Source organism: Sphingobacterium ginsenosidimutans, assembly GCF_039536865.1.
GTDB lineage: Bacteria > Bacteroidota > Bacteroidia > Sphingobacteriales > Sphingobacteriaceae > Sphingobacterium > Sphingobacterium detergens.
This window is the reverse complement of sequence record NZ_BAAAZK010000008.1, coordinates 100,811-122,836: the sequence shown is the minus strand read 5'-3', so window position 1 is coordinate 122,836 and position 22,026 is coordinate 100,811. Positions and strand designations below refer to the sequence as shown.

Genomic DNA, 22,026 nt, shown 5'->3' with positions numbered 1-22,026 from the left:
TTACTGATCACATTGATTATGAAATTATCTAGGTCGAAAGACCAATAGGGGAAAGAAAAAAATAGGAAGCCCTCAGCGTTAACAACGACTGAGGGCTTCTTGTATATCGTATTTATCGAAAGGTTAGTCTTCGAAAAGTTTGCTTTCAAAATCCGTATGACTATTGACCAGTTTTCCTTCCGTACCAAAATAGATTTCTTGGAAACTTAAGGTCCGTATCGCATCTACTTTGCGGTAGAACTTATCTGCGGATACTTCGGATAAGGTTTTGAAACCACAGGCCTCCATAATCTCAACGGTAGCGCGCAATGTATTGCGATGGAATTGGGCTACGCGTACATACTTGTCATTAACATCCAGTCCTTTGTACAGGTGCGGTTGTTGCGTTGCAACACCTACTGGACAAACGTCTTCATTACATTTTAAGGCCTGAATACAACCTAAAGCGAACATCATTCCACGTGCACTATAGCAGGCGTCAGCACCTAATGCAATCACTTTTAGGATATCAAAACCTGTAACAATACGGCTTGATACAATCACTTTGATGTGTTTTTTCAAACCAAATGCGATCAACGTTTTGGTTACAAAAGCTAACGCATCGTAAAGCGGCATCCCCAGGTTGTCCGTAAATTCCAAGGGAGCAGCACCTGTACCACCTTCAGAACCATCGACCGAGATAAAATCTGGGAAGATCTGCGTATTCTGCATGGCATGACAGATGTCCATAAACTCGTGTTTGTCACCAATACATATTTTAAATCCGATTGGTTTTCCTCCAGATAATTCCCGCATGTGCTGGATGAAATGCATCATTTCTGTTGGTGAAGAGAATGCACTGTGTGCTGGAGGAGACATGACGTCCGTACCAGGGATAACGTGGCGTATTGCTGCAACCTCAGGTGTATTTTTTGCGGCTGGTAAAATACCTCCGTGACCAGGTTTCGCACCCTGTGAGAGCTTGAGCTCAATCATTTTGACATTTTCACGGTTTGATTTCTCCCGAAATAGCTCAGCATCAAACTTACCTTCTGAATTACGACAGCCGAAATAACCTGTACCAACCTGCCAGATCAGATCACCACCGTTATTGTGATAGTCACTGATACCACCTTCTCCGGTGTTGTGCGCGAAATTTTGTAAGGCGGCACCTTTGTTTAATGCAGTAATAGCCGTTTTACTCAAAGCACCATAACTCATCGCTGAGATATTGAAAACGCTTAAGCTATAAGGCTTTTTACAGGATTCATTTCCAACAGTCGTACGTAAATCGTGATTTTCGATATGACAAGGGAAAACGGAATGTGCAGCCCATTCGTTACCGACTGCCTGTGGATCAGTCTGCATACCAAATGCGACGGTCTCACGTTGATTTTTTGCCCGTTGATAGACAATGGAACGCTGTCTTCTGTTGAATGGACGACCATCCATATCCGATTCCCAAAAGTACTGTCTCAATTCAGGGCGGATCGATTCGAAGATATAACGAAAGTATCCAACAAGAGGGTAGTTTCGCAAAATCGCATGTTTGGTTTGGAAACTATGGTATAGGGCGATCAATAATAATGGGAATGGAAAGATCAACAACCAAAACCAGCTTGATGTAAATATAAAGCCAAATGATACAATGATTAAATTAATCACAACCATTATTGAAATAATGAGTTTTCTAACTTCCATAGAAAATACGATTGTTTAGTTTTAATTCGCTATTTTAATGTTTAGTCCAATTGAATATATTACTGCTCAATTAGCATTCCAAAATGCGCTTTTGGACACAGCAAATGTACTAAAGTTCCCCAAGTAAATGGATATAATTACTATGCTAGAATAAGTTTTGACAAGTTTATAACTGTTTCTAATAAACTATTTTCTTTTAGTAATCTGTTGCGATAAAAGTTGATAGATTTGCTGTAAATCCGGTTTATTACTAATAAATTTCAAATGTTTTTGCTGTGTCACTTCATCGCCTCGGATTGCAGGACCTGTCTGAACTGTTATTGGAACATGATTTTGTACTTTTTCTGCCGTTTCTAAAATGATCGGTCTGACCAGGTCAAAGGAAATATTATGCTCTTCCAATAGCTCATAGGCAAACTGATAAAGGATATTCGAGAAGTTATTGACCATGACCGAAGACAGATGGATTGCTAGCCGTTGCTTTGAATTGCAATAGATACTACGAGTTGAAAAGGTACGTGCAAGCTGGAGTAAAATCTCCGTATTGCCTTCATTATTGCCTTCAACACAAAATGGAATCACCGAAAAATCAATAGTTTTATTTTTGGATAGCGATTGTGGTGGATAGATAACACCAGCATTCTTAAATCGCTCCAGGATATTTAGATCCGTTGCTCCTGAACAATGTACTACAATCCCGTTGATGTCTTGTGGCATCGTTTCTGCAAGGGCAGGAATAGCCTGGTCTGACACAGCGATAAGATAAAGATCTGCATCACGCTGCAGTTGGCTGAGCTGATCTGTGCTGGGACAATGAAGCGCAAAGGCCAATGCATCCGCATTGGCCTTTGTTTTACTATAGATCTGAACGATCCTGTGTCCTAGCGCTTGAAACGCTTGTCCAAAATGTGTTGCGGCATTTCCGCTCCCTAAAATGGCAATGTTCATTATTTCGCTAATTTTCGTTTCTCTTCCTTATTTCTTCTGACAATGGACATGATAAAACCGATGGTCATGATAATCGTTCCACACCAAAAGAAGTTGATGTATGGAAATTTGATTGCCTTGAAGACTACCCATTTTTTCTCAGGTAACGGCTTTTGATAGACCATAATTTCCAATTTATCTTTGTCCGGCTTGATACCTGTAAACCTAAATTTAAGGCCTTGATCAGTGACATCTTTATTAAAATCATAGATTCCACCATCCTTAATCAAGTAAATGGGCTGTACGTCGTATTGTTTATTATCCGCCGCAACCACTTTTATTTTTAATCCGACCATGACGTCGTTAGGACCTTTTGGGATTTTCTCCAATTGAGCCTCTTTATTGAGCCCTTCAATCACATAATACCCATTGCGGTAACGTAAGGTGTCACCGATATTGACTTGATAGGTCGCAGGTTCTTCGTAATCCTCAAAGCCTGTTTTCTCTTCGTTCGCTGTTTTCGAGTGTTGTGCCTGACTCTCCGCTGCCGCAGCAGTAATCAACGTATATACGTCATGCGTGATGTAATGTTTGGTTGCTGGAGTACCTATCAAACCACCCATTTTGGCATTGTTTTGTGCGAAAGGTTGTAGTACAAATTGTTCTTTTACTTTACCTGTTTCCTCATCAACGCGTTCGTATTTGATTTTGTAATAGGTATTTGGCGCAGCAATGCTATCACCGATATAGGTGATTTTATATTCGCCCATTTGTACAGGTTCTCCTTCGGTTAAGAATAGGTTCTCTCCCGGCTTTTCGACTTTGTCAAAGCCAGATACAGCGATATAGCCCGTATTGTTGACAGAGATAACCTCGTTTGTTGCTGCGGCAACCATAGCTCCGATAAGTAATAGTCCAAAACCGATATGAGCGACGGAAGAACCCGCCAATTTCCATTTACCTTTGACTGCATCACCCAATACCCGGATATTCGCCAGAATACAGAAGATGCTGGCAAAGGTGATCAGGATATAGATCAGGTTGGTATATGTTTTGGTAAAATATGAAATAATTGCTGTCAGGATAATGGCTACAGCGAGAGATGCTACAGTAGAAGCCAAAAATTTACGGCTATCGCTGCGTTTGTATTTTAAAAACTGGGTAAAGCCAGTCATGATCATGACAATAACGGCGAATCCGGATTGCCATTTATTATAATGTTGGATTGGATCTAAAGGAGGTGCGACCTTGGTGCCGAATATTTTGTTAAATACCGGAATAGAAGTGGAGGCGATGATCTGTGCACAGGCAACAGTCAGGACCAAAGCACCAATAAACATCCAGAACTCTCTCGAATAAATCTCTTCGTCTTTTTCGGTAATCGGCATCTCTTTCTTCTTAATGACAAGAAAGACGACCATAATTACTAAAAATGCTACATTGAACAAAATCAACTGCCCACTCATACCTAAATCGGTGAACGAGTGCACCGAAGTCTCACCTAGGACGCCACTACGTGTTAGGTAGGAGGCATAGATCACCAGTACAAAGCTGATCATAGCCAGGAATGTCGCGGTGAAATAAGAATGTCCCGAGTTTTTATAGGCGATCATCACGTGAACTGCGGCGATCAAGGTAAACCAAGGAATAATAGACGCATTTTCCACAGGATCCCAGGCCCAGAAGCCTCCAAAGTTAAGTGCTTCGTATGCCCAAAATGAACCCATAATAATCCCAGCTCCAAGAATCATAACAGCAAATAGCGCCCACGGAAGTGCGGCACTGATCCATTCCTTGTAGCGTTTGGTCCATAGCGCTCCAGTCGCATAAGCAAAAGGAACAATCATGGAAGCAAAACCAAGGAATAGGGTCGGTGGGTGAATCACCATCCAATAATTTTGTAAAAGTGGATTTAAGCCGTTACCGTCTTTAATTAGGGACAAATAGTTTGCTTGCTTTAGTATAGGGAAATCCATCGCATCACGTAAGAGGATGAATGGGGAGCTTCCAATACGTAATCCCAGTAATTCAACCCCTATGATCATCGAGGCTAAAAAAGCTTGACAGAGCATCACAAAAGTCATGACGGAAGTTTCCCAGCTCTTGGCTTTAAAGAGCAATATGGCCCCTAATACGGTCTGCCAGAACATCCAGAGCCAGAAACTACCCTCTTGTCCTTCCCAAAAACTGGAAATGATATAATAGGTAGGTAAGTCTCTCGAAGAGTGTGCAAACGCGTAATTATATTCAAAAAAGTGGTTGTAAATAATATAAAATAAAGTTGCGCCGACTGCTACGACGGAGACTGCATTCACCCAGAATCCAATGCGGGCGATCTTTTTCCATGAAGTCTCTTCAGGGTTTTTAGTCGCGAAAAAATAAGCGATACAAGATAAAAGTGCGGCACCAAAGGAAAGAACAATAAAGAATTGTCCGATCTGCCCAGGTAGCAGGTGCTCACCAACGTAATTAACGTCCATTGAAAAATTGATTTTACAAATTAATTATTGAAAGCTGTGGCATTGATTTCCGTCACGACCGATTTATCGTTGTATTTCGATGGACATTTCATCAATATTTTACTCGCTCTAAACACATTCCCGTCCATTTTGCCCGTCAATACAATTTGTTCTGAACGCTCAATGTCCTGAGGTTTTGCACCTCTGAATACAACTTCACATTCTGTACCTTCATTGTCATACATGAAAAAGCTGAATTTGTTGGCATCTGTTTTCGGGTCATAATGAAGTACCTTGTCTTTGTTGAGCTGGCCGACCACATATAGTTCTGTTTTCTTTTCTTTTGCCTCGGTAAATGTCGAGTAGGTACTTGAATCCGTATAGATGACAAGTATCATGGCAATAGCCACTGCAATAATAGCGATTAGAATGATGGAACTTTTTTTCATCCGTTTAATTTGTTTTTTGTTTGCGATGAAGCTATCAGATTTACTCATTCCACGATGTGATTGAATAAATCATGATGGTTTCATTAGTATTATTTGTTTTTATCGGTAATGAAGCTGTCAAGAGCAATTGTTCGAACGCTGATCTGAACTAACTAAAACTGATGACGGTTTCATTCGTATGATTTGTTTATGCTATTGTGCCAACCTTCGGAGATTTTCATGTTCCCAGTAAAAGCTTGTGTATCGATCGCAATGAATCCCTTATAATCATTGATTCTGACAAAAGCTGACACTTAATCGAATGCAAAATTACAAATAGATTTGCGAAGAAAGGAATAATGCAACTTTTCGACATTATTTATATTTGTTCTAAATAGGTTGTTGTCCCTGAAAAAATGAGGTATATTTGGATGCTTTTGAATAATTTAAGTTGAGATTTAATATTTTGTTGCAGTTTATATCGCATGAATTTTACAATTGCCTGTTAATATGAGTGTTGCTTTGCGGTCTTTACTGCTCTTATATGGAGTTATATTTCCATTTTTTTTGGTTTTTGGGCAGGTGAGGTTGCGCAATCAAGAGGTTTCTCTTCAAAATGACAATGATGTCTATCTATTGATTGGCCAGGACCGATATTATACCAACGGTATCAATGTCAATTACCGTATTGCACTACCACCAAGAGGGGCTTCAGAGATTTCGAATACCGTATTGGACTTTGAAGTCGGACAGCGCATCTACAATGGTATTAGTATTATAGATTATCGTAGACAGAATAAGAAATATGACAGACCATTTGCAGGATACCTTTATTTGAGCGCCTCAGGGACTCGTTTTTTGAAAGCCGATCAAGTGATTGAACTTAAAGTCGAATTGGGACAGATCGGTTCCCGATCTTATGGTGAAGGTGCACAAAAGTTTATCCACCATCTTTTTGGAATGTATGAAGCTACGGGCTGGGATACCGCATTGCGCAATGCCTTTGGTGTAGATCTGCAGGCGAAATATTTGAAAGGAATTTATCGGGATCAAGCAGGAGCATTTGATCTCGGGATAATGGGTAGAGGTGCTCTGGGGATGAACAATACAAATATGGAGGTCGGAATTCCTATCCGTGCAGGTAAACTTAAATCGTACCATGCATCGACCTTTACACATGGGCATTTGACAAAGGCTAGAGGTAATGACGACAAAGAATGGTACTTTGTTTATCAACCTAGTTTGGCCCGGATCTTTTATAATTCAACGATACAAGGAGGGCTGGGGCAAGATGATCCTATAGGCGAATTATACCAGATTGAACCTTGGATGCTAAGCCACCGAATAGGGTTCAGTTGGTCCAATCACAAGGTCAATTATGGTATTAATTATATTTTCAATTCCAAGGAACTAAAGTCGGTGTTTCACCGGCATCAATATGGACAGCTATTCTTTGCCTATCGGTTTTAACCACTGCTAACTGTTTTTTCAGCGACCGTGTCGGAGAGCCTCTGTCCGATTAGCCTGGTGGTCAACATGGCTGCAACGGTATCGCCAGTGGCATTGAGCATGGTGGCTAGTGGATCTACCAATGTCGCAATAATCATAATGGAGGGAATGACTTCTGTGGGCATCTGATAAACTGATATGATCAGCATTTCGCCGATATATCCCCCATTAGGAATTCCGCCGGCCACGATGCTGACCAATAAGGTGATCCCTACAGCCATGATCAGGTTGGTTGGATCAAAAAAATCCTTTCCACTCAACAGTAAAGCGATATAAATTTTAAAAATACAAGCAATGGCTGAGCCATGTTTATGCAGCGTTGTGCCCAAAGGGATGACCACGCTTGCAACAGTATCGGGTATGCCGATTTGTTTTGCAGCCAGTAAGTTGGCCGGCATGGTGGCGAGGCTGCTGCAGCTACTCAGTGCTGTCAGCGAGGGGAGGATATTGTTTTGCCAGTAGCGTTTGACTCCTTTGATGCCGAATGCAAGAAACGCAAATAAACTAAATATTGTAAAGAAATAGAATAGACCAAAAATATAGTACAGACCAATGGGTTTGGCATAGAAACCGAAGAGCTGTGGGCCAAGTGTTCCAACCTGATAGGCAAAATAGGCTCCCAGTCCGATGGGGGCCAGCTTCATGACCATGACCAATAAATTGCCCATGACAGCATTGCCGGAGTTGATAAATTTTCGGAACATATCCGCTGCGGATCCCGATTTACGTGTCGCAATCCCCACTAAAAATGAAAATATAACAAAGGCCAGCATATTTTGCCGGGACAATAGACTGGAAAATTCACTTACAGTCAGGAACCGGACCATTTTTTCGCCCCAGGAGTCCTGTGTGGCGGTGTCAATGATTTCCTTCGCTTGTTCGATAGGGAGATCGGAACTGACAGGAAATAGGTAAAGGAAAATAACACTTGTTACACCTGCAACCACAATGCCGATTACAAATACGAGTGACATCATGCCGATAATACGGCCCAATACGCTGTCACCTTCGATATTGGCTACAGATGAAGCTATGGCAAAAAAGACCAGCGGTATGACGCTGACAAAGAGCAGATTTAGGAAGATATCCCCAATTGGCTTCAGATTATTCACAAAATGTGGAAAAAAGACCCCAATTAAACTTCCGATACCGATGCCAAGAAGTAGGAGCAGGATGCTGCCATAGTTCTGTATAAAAGTTTTTGTAGAGTATTCCATTAGGTTCTGTGATTGTTTAGCGTTTATGACGCTAAAATAATCTTTTTATCTATTATTTCTATCCATTTAAATGAATTATAAGTGTTAGTCGTATTGGCATAAATGAACTCGTTTACGCTGTTAATGGGTATTTTAGGGTATTCGTGAACTCAATTCGTTCGGTTCCCTCAGTTTGAGTTAAATCGCGATAGTTTCACTTCATAATGCCTGGATAAAGATTAATTGGGATTTATTTGAGCCAGCTTTTTATCTTTGGGCGGATATACCTACAGAAGACCATCACTATTGCTGTGGAACCTGGAAATGTGAACACGGCCTACTTTACGGGCTTACACTGTTGTTGTGGTGGTCTGCTGCACCGCTTGTTAGATCGGGTGATGTGTAGGGGATATTTACTTTATCAAAAATATAATGACGAAAATGGATTTTGTAACAACCGCAGATGGTTCCAAAACATTGTACAATGCGGAGATAGGTGAATGTTACCATTCTAAGCATGGTGCTGTTCAGGAAAGTAAACACGTATTTATCAAAACTGGTTTGGATCATTTCGTACAACAAACGGGGGCTTCAAAGGTTGCTATTTTGGAAGTGGGATTTGGTACCGGACTGAACTTTCTGCAAACAGCTGAACACATTGGGGACAAGTCGTATCAGGTAGACTATGTCGGAATTGAAGGTTTTCCATTACCACTGGTGACCATCGCTGAGACAGGGTATAATGAGAACGTAGCTGCACCTGTCTGGTCGGCTTATCTGGATAACTATGAAGCCGCGTTGCTGCAGCAGGTGCAAATTCACGAGCGGTTACAACTCAGCATTGCCCATACGTTATTGATGGATTTCCAATCCGAAAAAAGATTTGATGTGGTGTATTTTGATGCTTTTGCAGCCATACATCAGCCCGAAATGTGGAGCGATGTGGCATTGGCGCATGTCGCGCAATTCGTTAAACCAGGTGGTGTTTTTGTTACTTATGCCATTACAGGTAATCTCAAACGCAGTATGAAATCTTTGGGCTTTTCCATTGAAAAGGCTCCGGGTGCACCTGGAAAAAGAGAAATGTTGCGGGCTACAAAACTTTAAACGGCCTATTGTTCTATTTTAAATTATTGTTAACTGTTTGATAATCTAAAAAGTGTTTTCTAATTTAGCCTTGATATTAAGGCTAACCTAATAGTTCACTTTCCACTACCTCATGACAGATTCACAGTTGATAGACAGTTTGAAGGAAGACAACCAGACAGGGTTTGTGGCTATTTATCATAAGCATTATAAACAGCTGCTTTTCTTTGTTTTGCGTTACCTGAAAGAGGTCGATGTCGCTGAAGAGATCGTAGCGGATGTTTTTGTCAAGGTATGGTCCCGCCGATCCGATTTTCATTCCATGGAAAGTCTGAGGGCTTTTATTTATATTACGGCAAAACACGCCAGTCTCAACGCTATTCGGGACAAACGTACAAAGGGTATTCAGGAACCTTTATCCAATTATGAGGATCTACTTACGGATGATCGCGATGCTTTTTCAAAGATGATTCATGCAGAGCTGGTACATGCCATCTTTAATGAAGTTGAAAAATTGCCGGAAAAGCAAAAAGAAGTCTTTAACCTAACTTATCTGGAGGACAAGACTGTAGAAGAAATTGCAGACCAGCTGCAGATGAGTCCAGCCGCTGTATACACGAACCGCTCCCGCGCAGTGAGTACGATTAGAGGGCTTTTGGGGGCAAAGGATGCTTTAACACTTATTGCATTCCTATCCTTTGTCAGTAAGTAACAGACAGCAAGTAGAAACCCGGAAATCAAAGTTTAACAGAATCTATTGCTTATGCAATATAGGGTTTAATGTCTTTTTTTTTTTTTTTTGAAAATATTTATCTGATACACAGTATTTTAATTCTTTTTATGTTTTTTTCTGTAAGATAATCTTATGCTTCGTGTTTCTATCGTCAACAAGGAAATGAAAAGAACATCATGTATACGATAGATCATATTATTCAATTACTTCAAGCTTACCTAAAAGGGGAGATTCTCCCTAATGAGCATGCCGAATTAGGCATGCTGCTTGAAAAATATCCGGAATTACAGGACTTGGCTAAGAAATTGGAAGATCCGGCAAATTTGCGCGAGGAATTACAGGCTTATGAAGAGTTTTCAACGTCAGATCCGGCGCAAGAACAAAGGATTCTGTCGAATATTATGGATAAAATCGAGGCCCAGGTAGATCAACAGCCCAAACGCCGATGGATGCAGTATGGTTGGTACGCTGCCGCGGCTTGTTTTATTGCTGTTGTTGGCCTGGGAATATGGCAAATAAATAAACGAGATGGGATAGATACGTCGGATCCAGCTACTCCTGTTGATGCGGTTAAATTAGCAGAAAATCTTCTTCCCGGTGGAAATAGAGCCACCCTTCAGCTTGCGGATGGTACCGGTATCGGACTTGATCAACAGCAGGTGGGGATTGTGATGGGCGATGAGATTACCTATACAGATGGTTCAGTTGCCCTGGCGACTGCAAAAGATGAAAAACGCATGATGATCTTGTCAACTCCCCGTGGTGGACAATATCAGATCGCCCTTGCAGATGGGACCAAGGTTTGGCTCAATGCTGATACACGCCTGCACTACCCCAATAAATTTACGGATAAACAACGTGTGGTCGAACTGGATGGGGAAGCTTATTTTGAAGTAGCCAAAGCGGCTGGAAAGCCATTCATCGTTGTTACGGCAAAGGAAAAAGTGGAAGTATTGGGAACTCATTTCAATGTCTATTCTTTTCCAAAAGAGAAGGAGTCTAAAGTTTCTCTGCTGGAGGGTAAAGTAAAAGTCTCCGTTCCTGCAGGAAAGACAAGGCTACTTCAGCCAGGGGAACAAGCTTCGGTACAAGGAGAAGAGCTCTCTGTACAACAGGTACCTGTGGATGAAAGTATTGCCTGGAAGAATGACGAATTTATGTTCAACAACGAGCCTTTGGGAACAGCACTGGCTCAGGTAGCACGCTGGTACGATATTGATATTGAGATTGACCCAAGTGTAGCCAAGATGAAACTATGGGGATCAGTTTCACGACTTGATAATTTTGATAAAGTGTTAAAAATCATAAAGATGACCGATGATAAAATTAAGGTTCAAATCGAAGGAAGGAGGGTCCGATTGATGAAATAAGAACCAAAAATTACCTATATCCTATTTCGTCTATCAAAAAGCTGAGGAAGGTGGTACTTCCCCAGCACATTTTGGTCCGAAATTTTATGAAACGCGCTTAACTGTTTATTAAACTAACAAACCAATCAAATGTAATGAAAAAGTATAAATACCTCATTATTATGAAAATGATTATTATGCTTCTTTTATTTACACTGGGACAGCTCCATGCCGGAAGTTTTGCCCAGACAGTAAATATTAAAAAGAAGAATAGTTCGATCGTCAACGTATTTCGTGAAATCAAAAAACAGACCGGATATACTGTTCTGTGCAAATCAGAAATCGTAAATAATACACCTGCTATTACGGTTGATTTCAATAACGTTCCTTTGGATCGTGCGTTGACAGAGCTCCTTACTCCACATGGTTTAACCTATTTTAAGGAGGGAAAATCAATCGTTGTTAAGGCTGGAAAGACTGATTTGGCGATTGATCGCTCGCATAGCACGGCGAAAGACAACATGCTTGAGCTGCAAAAGAATATTCATGGTCAGGTCACCGATCAGCAAGGTAAGGTCCTTTCAGGTGTAAGTGTTACCGTAAAGGGTACAAAAGCGACTGTCGGTACCGATCAAAACGGAAATTATTCGATTGCTGCCAACAGCGGGGCGACGCTAGTTTTCAGTTTTTTAGGCTACGATCGCAAGGAGGTTGAAGTGAGCGGGGAAACGCTCAACGTGAGCCTGCAGTTTAGCCAATCCAATCTGGAGGAAGTAGTTGTCACGGGCTATGGAACTTTTAAGAAGGCAGATTATACGGGATCGGCTTCGACGATTCGGACCGATCGCATGGCAGATGTTCCGGCAGTAAACTTCTCAACCATGTTACAGGGCAATGCACCCGGTGTTCAGGTGAACTCCTTATCGGGACAACCCGGAGGAGCGACCGATATCCGTATTCGTGGTATGGGATCCATTAACGCCTCAAACAAACCTTTGTTTGTCATTGATGGCGTACCCGTAATGTCCGAAAATATTGCTTCAAGTGAGTCGAATAATGCTGGATTGGATGTCATGTCGACCATAAATAGCTCCGATATCGAGCAAATTACTGTTATTAAAGATGCTGCTGCAGCTTCCCTTTACGGTTCACGTGCGGCGGGCGGTGTGATCTTAATTACCACCAAATCCGGTAAAGCAGGTAAACCCGTGTTTTCAGTGAAGGGAGATTATGGGCTATCCAGTCAGGCAACAGATTTTCGCGAAGTGATGGATGGGCCACAACGACGTGAGATGCTTTTGGAAGGCTTGCGCAATAGAGCTCGCTATTTAGATAAGTTAACGGATGAGACCCAGATTGAAGATTATGCGCAGGCGAATATTGATAAATATGCACCTATTCCGACAAGCGGCTGGGCAGATTGGAAAAAAGAACTGTTTCGTCGCAACTCGCCTTTCAGAAATGCAGATATATCTGCTTCGGGTGGAGATAGCAAGCTTTCCTATTATACATCCATGGGGTATACCAATCAGACGGGATTATCCTATCAGTCGGGCTTCGAACGTCTCACTGGAAGACTGAACGTCAAGTACAAAATGAGTGAAAAGATGGAGTTGGGGGCCAATATTTTGTATTCCAATATTACACAGGATGTCAATTCCGAAGGGGGAGGCTATACCTCGCCAATCTATTCTTCGCGTCATAAGATTACAGCATCAGAGCCGGTTTATAACGAAGATGGATCTTTCTTCCTGGATTTCTTTTCTAATGGCCCACGTAATCCCAAGGCTTCTTCCTTGTACAATTTCCGACGGGAAAAAGGTGACCGCTCATTCAATACGGTTTTTGCCAACTATAAATTTATTGATGGGCTAGTTTTTAATACAACTTTTAGCTTAGATCATACAACAACGCGTTACAACTCTTGGTCGGATCCTCGCACCTCGGATGGCGAAAAGACGAATGGTTCCTTGACCACAAGTTTTTCGGACTATAAACAAATGGTATGGCGCAATAGTCTAACCTACACCAAAACATTGGCGGAGAAGCATCATCTGGATATATTGGGCGGTTATGAGGTAAATACCTATCGTCGGGAAGGAATTAATGGTGCTAAGGACAATTTTCCAACCGTGGATAAAACAGTGTTGTCCAACGGTTCGGTTTTGACAAATGCGTCTGGATCTAATATGGAGTGGCGTTTGCTGTCTTACCTGTCACGTGCGAATTATAATTATGATGACAAGTACTTTTTAGGAGGTAGTATCCGTATGGATGGTAGCTCACGTATCCACCGCAGCAACCGTTGGGGGACATTTTGGTCATTGTCGGGAGCTTGGAAGTTTACAAAAGAAGACTTTATGGCATCTTTAAATGATGTGATCAGTGACGGTAAAATCCGTGTTTCTTATGGTACCAATGGAACCTTGCCATCCGAATTTTATACCTATATGGATTTGACAGGCTTTGGTTTTCCGTACAGGAACAATCCTGGTATGCGGGAGATCCAGATTGGAAATCCGGGTCTGAAATGGGAAAAACAGAATAACCTCAATATAGGATTGGATTTACGTTTGTTTGAAAGACTGGGGCTTACCTTTGAATGGTACCAACGTCAGTCATCGGATTTGTTGAACGATGTTCCTACATCTTATACAACGGGATTCTCATCCTATCTGAGCAATATTGGAACGATTCGCAATTCGGGTATTGAGCTCGACCTGAATGCAGATATTCTGCGAAATGGGGCATTTAAATGGACGTCGAGTTTAAACTTTGGAATGAACCGTAATAAAACGATTGCCTTATCTGATGGTAGTTCGGAACTGCGGGATGGAACACAGATTCACCGCATTGGACAACCATGGTATAGCTATTATTTAATCGAATTTGCAGGGATCAATAAGGAAACAGGTGTGCCACAATATTATATCAATGATCCCGCGAATCCAGGTTCCAGAGAAACCACCGAAGATTATACTGCTGCAACGCGGATATTGTATAAGAGTGCGGATCCCAAGTTGGTGGGTGGTTTTACGAATACATTCCGTTATAAATTTTTGGATCTGAATTTCACTTGGACTTATTCATTGGGTGGAAATTCCTATGACAGTGGTGCGCAGAAAACGGAGTTGGGTGGTAAAACGGGTTATGACAATATTCCAAAATATTACGAGCGGAGATGGCAAAAACCGGGTGATGAAACCGATATCGAGATGTTTATGGTCGGAAATAAATATGACATGAGCAGCGTGGCCAATACACGTCGTGTGCATTCTACGGACCATATCCGTTTGAAAAATCTGACTTTCGGGGTTTCTATTCCGCAGCATATCTCCCGTAGACTAAAAGTGAGTAATATTCGGGCTTTCTGTTCCGGTATGAACTTACTGACCTTTGCGGCTTATAAAAACTACGACCCCGAAGTACCTGTAAATGGAGTGGTATATTTCGAATCCCCTAAATTGAAGACTGTAACCTTCGGTTTGGATGTTAAATTTTAAGGAGTAAGCACTGATTCGTTCATGATTATAATTTCATTTTTCAGAAGAAAGGAATTTTAAAATATGATCATGGTAATCACCCCATCGGTATGATGGGAAAAAATAAAATAGAGATGAAGAATATAGTATCAATAGCGTTATTGTCCTGTGCATTGCTGACAGGCTGTGGCAACAAATGGCTGGAGACAGCACAGCCAAGCACCTCAACCGAAAGTTCGGAGGCCATTAAATCGGCAAATGAGGCGAGTTACGCATTAAATGGTATTTACGATATTATGCGTGGCTATGAATATTATGGTGCGCGCATGACGTACTACGCTGATGTCACTGGCGAGGATATGCTCGCCAATGGTGACACAAAGCGTGCTGCAGGTTATTATCTTTTTGACTTTAATAAGGATAATACACCATCCTCACTTTGGTATCAACCTTACCGTGTGATCCGTAATGCCAACGGAGTATTGGCCTATGTAAATGGTGTGTCTGCCGACCAAATGACCGATGTGCTCAAGGACATCAAGGGACAGGCATTAACCATGCGTGCAATGGCCCATTTTGACTTGGTCAAAGTATTTGGAGCGCCATATGCCGTAAATCAAGGCGCTTCTTTAGGGGTGCCTATTGAGACGGAGAAGCATGTGTCTACAAGCAAACCGGCTCGAAATACCGTTAAAGAGGTATATGCCCAGATTATCACCGATCTTGAAGGTGCTGACAGCTTGTTGAGTACGGCAAGAAATGATGGTAAGTTGAATAGATTTGCTGCAGAGCAAGTATTGGCACGTGCCTACCTGTATACAGGAGAAAATGCGAAAGCCTTTGCTATGGCAGCCACATTGATTAAAAATGCTGAAGCTGCGGCAAGTTCAAAAAAAGGGCAGTACCAATTGTGGAAAAATGAGGAATATGCGACGGTGTGGTCGAAGGACTTTACAAGCGAAATATTGTTTCAGTTGTCTAATACCAAAGTGGAGGCCAGTGACTCAAAAGAGGGGATTGGAAACCTGTTATGGCGCTTGGGCTACAATGACATTATTCTTTCAGATGATTATTTGAATTTGCTGAAAGATGATCCGAATGATGTGCGTCAGAAAGTGATTACCAAATATACCAGCAAGCAGGTCGATTATTACTATTTGAATAAATATCCGGGCAACACGGCGGAGAATGAAAATCCTGAATTTGCTGATATTCCGGTTCTTCGGCTATCGGAAGCATATCTGATTGCGGCTGAGGCAGCGGTGAAATTGGGTGATAATAGCAATGCACTTAATTATTTAAATGCCATTGTCAAGCGCGCCAATCCGGCCAAGTCGGTAAGTGGAACGGTAGACCTGAACCGTGTGATGGAAGAACGTCGTCGTGAGCTCGTTGGTGAAGGTCATCGTTTATTTGATGCAATGCGTAATAACCTACGGATAGAACGTAAAGGTAAGGCGCACGTTTCGCCCTTATTGCGACCTGAGACAAAGTCATTTGACCGAACATACTTCAAAACGCAGATGGCTATTCCGAGAAGGGAAATAGACGTAAATCCAAATATTGTTCAAAATACCGGCTATTAAAATACGTCACGATGCAAAACAATCGGAAATATAATCTTAAACACCTATGTACTGATCCAGTTTGGATCAGTACAGGGTACTTTTTACTTTTTATATTGTTTGGTTTTCAGCAGTTGCATGCACAGACTCAACAGCAGTTGGGGCAACATGATGGCCCTTATTTCTTCTACGAAGCGGGGAATACCAAATCTGTACGCGTAGTTGATGGAAAGATACAAGTCGATAATTCACTTAAAGAACCTTTCTCGGTGTCCACCGAAGATGGTCAGTATCACTTTGAGGTTTCGCGCCATCCTATAACAGTTCCCAAAGAGGTTTATCGTCCTAGCGACAAGATCATGGTACTTTCCGATCCGCATGGTGACTTTGCCTCTTTTTATGCTATTTTAAAGGCGCAAAAGGTGGTTAATGCGAACTATGGGTGGACTTTTGGAAATAATCAGCTAGTCGTTATAGGAGATGTGTTTGATCGGGGAAAAGATGTCCTGCCTATTTTTTGGCTGATCTATAAATTGGAACATGAAGCTGTTAAGGCTGGTGGACAGGTTCATTTTTTGCTGGGCAATCATGAGGAAATGTTGATGCGTGGGAATTATAAATATACGCAGGATAAATATAAGGTGTTAGCGGATTCCATTGGTAGAAGCTACCGTGATTTTTGGTCATCAGAGACGGAATTGGGACGATGGCTGCAGAGCAAGAATACGATGGAGAAAATAGGTGATTATCTTTTTGTCCATGCGGGGCTGAGTACGGCAATGTTGGATCCAAAATGGACTATTCCTGCAGTCAATGATTCTGTTCGCCGTTATCTGTTCCACACGAAAGAAGAGCGGCAGCAGTCGGAGGCGGCATCATTTCTTTTTGGTAGCGAAGGTCCATTATGGTACCGTGGTATGGTGGTAAAGGAGGAAAAATACCATCCGTTGGGTGAAGAGGATTTGAATAACATGATGAAAATATATGGTGCTAAGCAGATTTTTGTAGGGCATACCATTTTCCCTGATGTAAGTAGTTTTTATGAAGGGAAAGTGTACGGTGTGAACGTCAGTAACGAATCCAACCGACTGAAAGGACGTAGCCGAGGGCTGCTCATTGAGGGCGGTAAAATTAAGGTAATCTACGATGATATTACCAAGAATAAAGTAATAAATTAGATCGCTTAGGCATCGCAGTAATGATAAAAGGCCGGAATTTAATAATTCTGGCCTTTTTTGGGTTATTAGTTATGTGCATCTGCGTTCTTTACCATGAATAATTAAAGAAATTCGAAAACTGTTGATGTTTATTATATTCCCATTAGGTAGTCTTCTTCTGTCTAAGTCCGTGGCACCCGCAAGCGTATGGTGAGATTATTGTTGTGTGATTCGGATGACTTGTAATCAAATAGACCAAGCGCCCACAATTGCGGCTGGGTGGAAGCTTTTATTATTTAGTAATAGATGTTTTTGACGATGGAATCCATAATATTCGATGTTCATACCAACCAGTACGGTTGTAGCATCTTTATCGTTTACATCAAAAGATAGCTGTTCTAATTCGACCATTTTGGGCCGCGTATGCAAGTTGATGGGGATCTGAGGACTATGGACCTGAATATATTGTTGTTTATCAAAGTTGAGCATAGCAACGGAGAGGTTGATGATTAAAAGATCACAATTTTTTGGCTGGCGTAAGTCCTTTTGTTTATCAAATTTTGGGAACTGGATGGTAAGTTGTTTATTGTCCAATAATTTGAATTCTGGATCGAAATGCATAAAGTCTTGCAGATGGCATTTTTCGTTGAATTGAAAATTAACCAAGCGGTTTATCTTAGGGCTACGTATGGCTTCTTCCTTACTTAGCTGTCCCCTCGGGCCCAATGCTCTTTGAAGGTGTGTAATCAACCGATTGTGCATACTGCTATCATGTAAATCCACATGTACTTCAGCCATCATACGTCGAATGTACGCCCCTATTGAACTGGTATCTCCAAAGCCTGTTGCAGCGATTTTCGTCCCTTTACTCTGTTTTGATTTAGGGCGAGGATTTGTTTGTACGATTGTTTTGTCGTTCGATTGTCGAAAGACCACGTTTCCAACTAAGCCTTTCAGATTTCCATTTTCTATTATTGCCATAATTCAAATTTAAATATTTAAGTAACTGTAAAACAAATAATTATTTATTTTTAGCGAATTGAAAATAGGGCTTTGCTACGTATTTTAAATTTGATAATTGTTGTCGAAGGCCAATTGTTAAATTGATAATGGATAAGTTGTTAGGAATTAGATTCGACGGCATGCAAGTTATTATGATCGTGTTTCGTACTTGCTTTGACCCATCGTCGTCACTGCGTCAGATTGCATACGTGATGCGAGCGATATGAGTCCGTGGTGAGTCCGAGTCTTACACGGATATATGATGGTGGCACTATGGTAAGATCATGCTCTTACCTGCTTTAAGATACAAATAAGGCCCAAAGATGTCCCGAATCCCTCCCGATGGATGGTCAAATAGCTTGCATAACACGGACTTCGTTCTGAAAAACGGTTCGTATGTGTAGTATTAATTTTTAAATAATTATATATTATATGTATTTGTATTTAATTTCTATTGATTTAATTTGAATTATTTCAACAATTCTATTATTTTGTTTAGATTTTAAATACACGTTAGTTTGATGTGTTTTACTTGTCTTGTTAGCGTAGTGTATCGTATTGTTTGCAATTCATCTTATCAACATCATTGATGTTGGTTTTAAGTTAATTAACATGATTTTCCACATTTTACAAGCCGCTTAATAGTCGGATATAATTGTCAATGTATAATTGTTTATCTTTTGATTTATATTGTTGGATATAACGCGGATGATCCAAAATGGTCATTTTTCCGAATAGTTTCTCTTTCTGATTGATTTTTGCCAAAAAGGTGGCATTCTTTTTTCCTAGAACAAATACTTCCTCCGTTTCGAGTCCCATGTTGATATGTTTTTTTAGGGATTCAACCATAAATGATCTGACCATTTCGAAGAGCTGTTTATCGTCGTAATAGTTTGCATTAATCCAATTGTCAGGTTTTGTATGTCTAACGATTGCTAGCGGGAAAGGGGAGTTGATATAAAATTGTTTATAAAAGGTTTCAGGGCCGCCATAAGCTTCAATCATATCATACATAAAGACCGAGGAAATTTCATGTGTATGGGCAGATTGCATTTTTATGCCACATGCACTGTACAATCGTTTGGTGTCGGTAAAAGGAACACCTGTTACGCCCGCACCATGTCTGCTGGGGTTGATCCCAATGATAAATTTACGTTTGAGATTGTCGTTATAATACTTATTGTAAAATTGCTGCATGACGACCAATGTCTCAGGATTGTCGAGGTAGGGGTTGATGACATTAAAATCCGCTGGAAGTTTTCCCGAATAATGGAGCTGTCTGTTAAATGTGATTACTTTTTGAGCAAATGTGACCATAATGGATGCTTTAGCAGAAAGATAGTCATTTAAAAGAGGAAAATAGTATTGATCGAGTGGTATGTCAAAGATATCACCAAATTTTAATAAAGCACATCTATGGTTATTAATAGGTTGTTGTTGTCATTTAAATAATTTTTGAAGTTTTTTTCTGATGGGAAGTACTTCTTTGATTTACGTCTCTGGGCTGCTTTATCAAACATATACGCCTAAAATCAATTCATTAGGATCCCTTAACAGGGCTGACTGGAAGACTTACAATTATATTTGATTCAATATGGTTAAGCCACTCATCTGTATTTTTCAGTAGAAAACTGCTCAGATGTCTCGTGAAGGAATGTTATGAACATACTGATGGTTGTTTTAGTGCTATGTTTTGGGGGTAAGGGGAACCGATTGGTTTCGTGTGTCTCAATTATCGTTTCTTTTACAATAAAAATGCCTCAAAAGTGCTTGACTTTTTGAGGCATTTAAAAAAATAGGCTATTTTCAGATTTGTGTTTTCAGTAAATATCTAACCTAGTTTAATTAAGTAATTGTCACGCGAGGTGAGCTTAATTTGGAAATGCATAGAAAGCAACACCTTCTTTAATCCATCCCGGCCAAGCATTTGTGGCGTTGGGGTTTGAGCTATAAAAATAGTTTGGTCCACCTTTACTAGTTGGAAATTGAAATTGATAAATTGGTATAGATCCCAGTACCTGTGAAGTATATCCATAGAACATAATTCCATCATATTGGTAAGTTGCTTTATTTAAATTTATATTCGGTGTTAATATTCTGTTGTTATATGTATGGCTCATGAACTGATAAATCGGGACAGCGCTGTAGTATGGGAAGGGATATGCTTTGAATGATTGATTGTCGGGCGACCATCCAGAACCGGGATATTTATCATGCATATTAGGGTCTAGAGAGTAAGCATTCCTTCCTGCACTTTGATTATAGAAACCATACACCTCCATTGCTGCAAGCTTCACTTGAGCGTTTTTAATGTGTTTTTCGACAGCAGTTTTAACCAAAGCCTTTTTGGTTGGATTGGTTATCAAATCATAGAGGAAAATTGTTTTACCTACAGAAATCAATGCGGCGTTTCGATCGGTAATGCTTTGCTGCCAATTTGCGATGTTAATTGTTTCACTTGAATTACCATTATTATCAATTGTTATTGACCTGCCTGAGTTTGTTCCTCCAAAGAATTGTCCTGTATATTCTTTACTGCGAGTTTCGTTGACAATTTTTGTTATTTCTTCTTTCGTTTTATTTGAGGTGATGTTTAAACCGATAACATTGAACAAACTAATTCCTAACCCTAATTTTACAGCTTCTTTCTTGTTTTCATAACTACTTTCATTAAAAATTGCACCGCTGTAGTTAAATCTTAATCGACCACCAATACTAATGTCCAACATCACATGGGTTCCATATCTTTGTACAAGGGCATCAGCATTTTGATTCGTAATATTGTTTAGAAATTCTGGGGTTAAATATTGGATTAGCAAATTTAAGTCGACATCTTGATTGAATCGTATTCTTTTTATCCGTTGTGTAACTTCGTATGTAGCATATGAATATTTACTTGAGTACGTGTTAATGCTTTGGTCTGAGCTATTTTTGTTTATACTGCCTTTAAAGTTCAATATATCAGTAGCGACTTCTCCTGATGGAGATGCTGTTCCCTTAATAGCTGCAGTGTCACCAGCTCCAAAGGATTTGCCTGTACTAATCTCTTTTAAATAGTCATAGGCCGATGCTCCAATATAGAAGTAGTCCCCATTTTCGGTAGTCGAATTTACATCAATTCTATGTATATAGTCATTTTCAAACTTTTTCATATCAAAAATAGGGGCATCAGATATGCTGTTGATATTGAGTATATCGCCAGTAACATCTAATCCATATCCCAAAACATCCCATTTGCCGTCGCCACCGCTGGCTTTCTTTTCGGAATTGTTGTTGAGTAGTTTGTCTTGCGGAATTTCATTTTTCTTACAGTTAGTAAGAAACATTGTTGAAGCTATCAACGTGTAAATTAGATTAATTCTTTTCATCATTACGTTATTTTTATTTAAATTAACGTAATAATATTTATATTTTAATATTATTGATCACTTTATTTTAATTTTTTGAAATTAA

Annotated in this window: 15 protein-coding genes; 7 read left to right on the top strand and 8 right to left on the bottom strand. The window is 40.4% G+C overall.

What is annotated here, in order from left to right:
• Positions 1-123: 123 nt before the first annotated feature.
• The 4 genes from ABFX33_RS21005 to ABFX33_RS20990 form a co-directional block, all read right to left on the bottom strand.
• Positions 124-1,680 (bottom strand): FMN-binding glutamate synthase family protein, encoded by a 1,557-nt coding sequence (locus ABFX33_RS21005; RefSeq protein ID WP_120260122.1) that lies wholly within the window; start codon positions 1,678-1,680, stop codon positions 124-126.
• Positions 1,681-1,866: 186 nt separating this feature from the next.
• On the bottom strand, positions 1,867-2,628 hold the full coding sequence (locus ABFX33_RS21000; protein ID WP_257087261.1) for a Rossmann-like and DUF2520 domain-containing protein: 762 nt from the start codon (positions 2,626-2,628) through the stop codon (positions 1,867-1,869).
• Positions 2,628-5,087, bottom strand: coding sequence for a heme lyase CcmF/NrfE family subunit (locus ABFX33_RS20995; RefSeq protein ID WP_346088038.1), 2,460 nt, complete (start codon positions 5,085-5,087; stop codon positions 2,628-2,630). Before ABFX33_RS20995 ends, ABFX33_RS21000 begins: the two co-directional genes overlap by 1 nt.
• Positions 5,088-5,107: 20 nt before the next feature.
• Positions 5,108-5,515: a cytochrome c maturation protein CcmE domain-containing protein gene (locus ABFX33_RS20990; RefSeq protein ID WP_120260530.1), complete on the bottom strand. Its 408-nt coding sequence runs from the start codon at positions 5,513-5,515 to the stop codon at positions 5,108-5,110.
• Between the two features lie 489 nt (positions 5,516-6,004).
• Here ABFX33_RS20990 and ABFX33_RS20985 point away from each other — a divergent pair, with 489 nt between their 5' ends.
• A complete protein-coding gene (locus tag ABFX33_RS20985; RefSeq protein WP_346088037.1) occupies positions 6,005-6,964 on the top strand; it encodes a lipid A-modifier LpxR family protein in 960 nt (319 codons plus the stop codon).
• Here ABFX33_RS20985 and ABFX33_RS20980 read toward each other — a convergent pair.
• Positions 6,961-8,220: a dicarboxylate/amino acid:cation symporter gene (locus ABFX33_RS20980; protein ID WP_346088035.1), complete on the bottom strand. Its 1,260-nt coding sequence runs from the start codon at positions 8,218-8,220 to the stop codon at positions 6,961-6,963. The genes ABFX33_RS20985 and ABFX33_RS20980 overlap by 4 nt on opposite strands.
• A gap of 420 nt (positions 8,221-8,640) precedes the next feature.
• Between ABFX33_RS20980 and mnmC2 the strand changes: the two genes are divergently transcribed.
• From mnmC2 to ABFX33_RS20950, 6 genes are all read left to right on the top strand, one after another.
• Complete coding sequence (gene mnmC2, locus ABFX33_RS20975) at positions 8,641-9,306, top strand: tRNA (5-methylaminomethyl-2-thiouridine)(34)-methyltransferase MnmC2 (protein ID WP_346088033.1); 666 nt, start codon at positions 8,641-8,643, stop codon at positions 9,304-9,306.
• Between the two features lie 112 nt (positions 9,307-9,418).
• On the top strand, positions 9,419-9,997 hold the full coding sequence (locus ABFX33_RS20970; RefSeq protein ID WP_257087267.1) for an RNA polymerase sigma factor: 579 nt from the start codon (positions 9,419-9,421) through the stop codon (positions 9,995-9,997).
• A 197-nt stretch (positions 9,998-10,194) separates the two neighbouring features.
• A complete protein-coding gene (locus tag ABFX33_RS20965) occupies positions 10,195-11,388 on the top strand; it encodes a FecR domain-containing protein (protein WP_346088031.1) in 1,194 nt (397 codons plus the stop codon).
• A gap of 161 nt (positions 11,389-11,549) precedes the next feature.
• Positions 11,550-14,870, top strand: coding sequence for a TonB-dependent receptor (locus tag ABFX33_RS20960; protein WP_346088030.1), 3,321 nt, complete (start codon positions 11,550-11,552; stop codon positions 14,868-14,870).
• Positions 14,871-14,983: 113 nt separating this feature from the next.
• Positions 14,984-16,435, top strand: a complete 1,452-nt coding sequence (locus tag ABFX33_RS20955) for a RagB/SusD family nutrient uptake outer membrane protein (protein WP_346088029.1) — start codon at positions 14,984-14,986, stop codon at positions 16,433-16,435.
• A gap of 11 nt (positions 16,436-16,446) precedes the next feature.
• Positions 16,447-17,592, top strand: a complete 1,146-nt coding sequence (locus ABFX33_RS20950) for a metallophosphoesterase (RefSeq protein WP_346088028.1) — start codon at positions 16,447-16,449, stop codon at positions 17,590-17,592.
• A gap of 225 nt (positions 17,593-17,817) precedes the next feature.
• Here the strand turns inward: ABFX33_RS20950 and ABFX33_RS20945 are convergent, their stop codons facing one another.
• The 3 genes from ABFX33_RS20945 to ABFX33_RS20935 all read right to left on the bottom strand — a co-directional run bounded on the left by ABFX33_RS20945 (position 17,818) and on the right by ABFX33_RS20935 (position 21,944).
• Positions 17,818-18,552, bottom strand: a complete 735-nt coding sequence (locus ABFX33_RS20945; protein WP_346088026.1) for a hypothetical protein — start codon at positions 18,550-18,552, stop codon at positions 17,818-17,820.
• 648 nt (positions 18,553-19,200) lie between these two features.
• Positions 19,201-19,890 (bottom strand): SMUG2 DNA glycosylase family protein, encoded by a 690-nt coding sequence (locus ABFX33_RS20940; RefSeq protein WP_346088024.1) that lies wholly within the window; start codon positions 19,888-19,890, stop codon positions 19,201-19,203.
• 554 nt (positions 19,891-20,444) lie between these two features.
• A complete protein-coding gene (locus tag ABFX33_RS20935) occupies positions 20,445-21,944 on the bottom strand; it encodes an MAC/perforin domain-containing protein (protein ID WP_346088022.1) in 1,500 nt (499 codons plus the stop codon).
• Between the last annotated feature and the right edge of the window lie 82 nt (positions 21,945-22,026).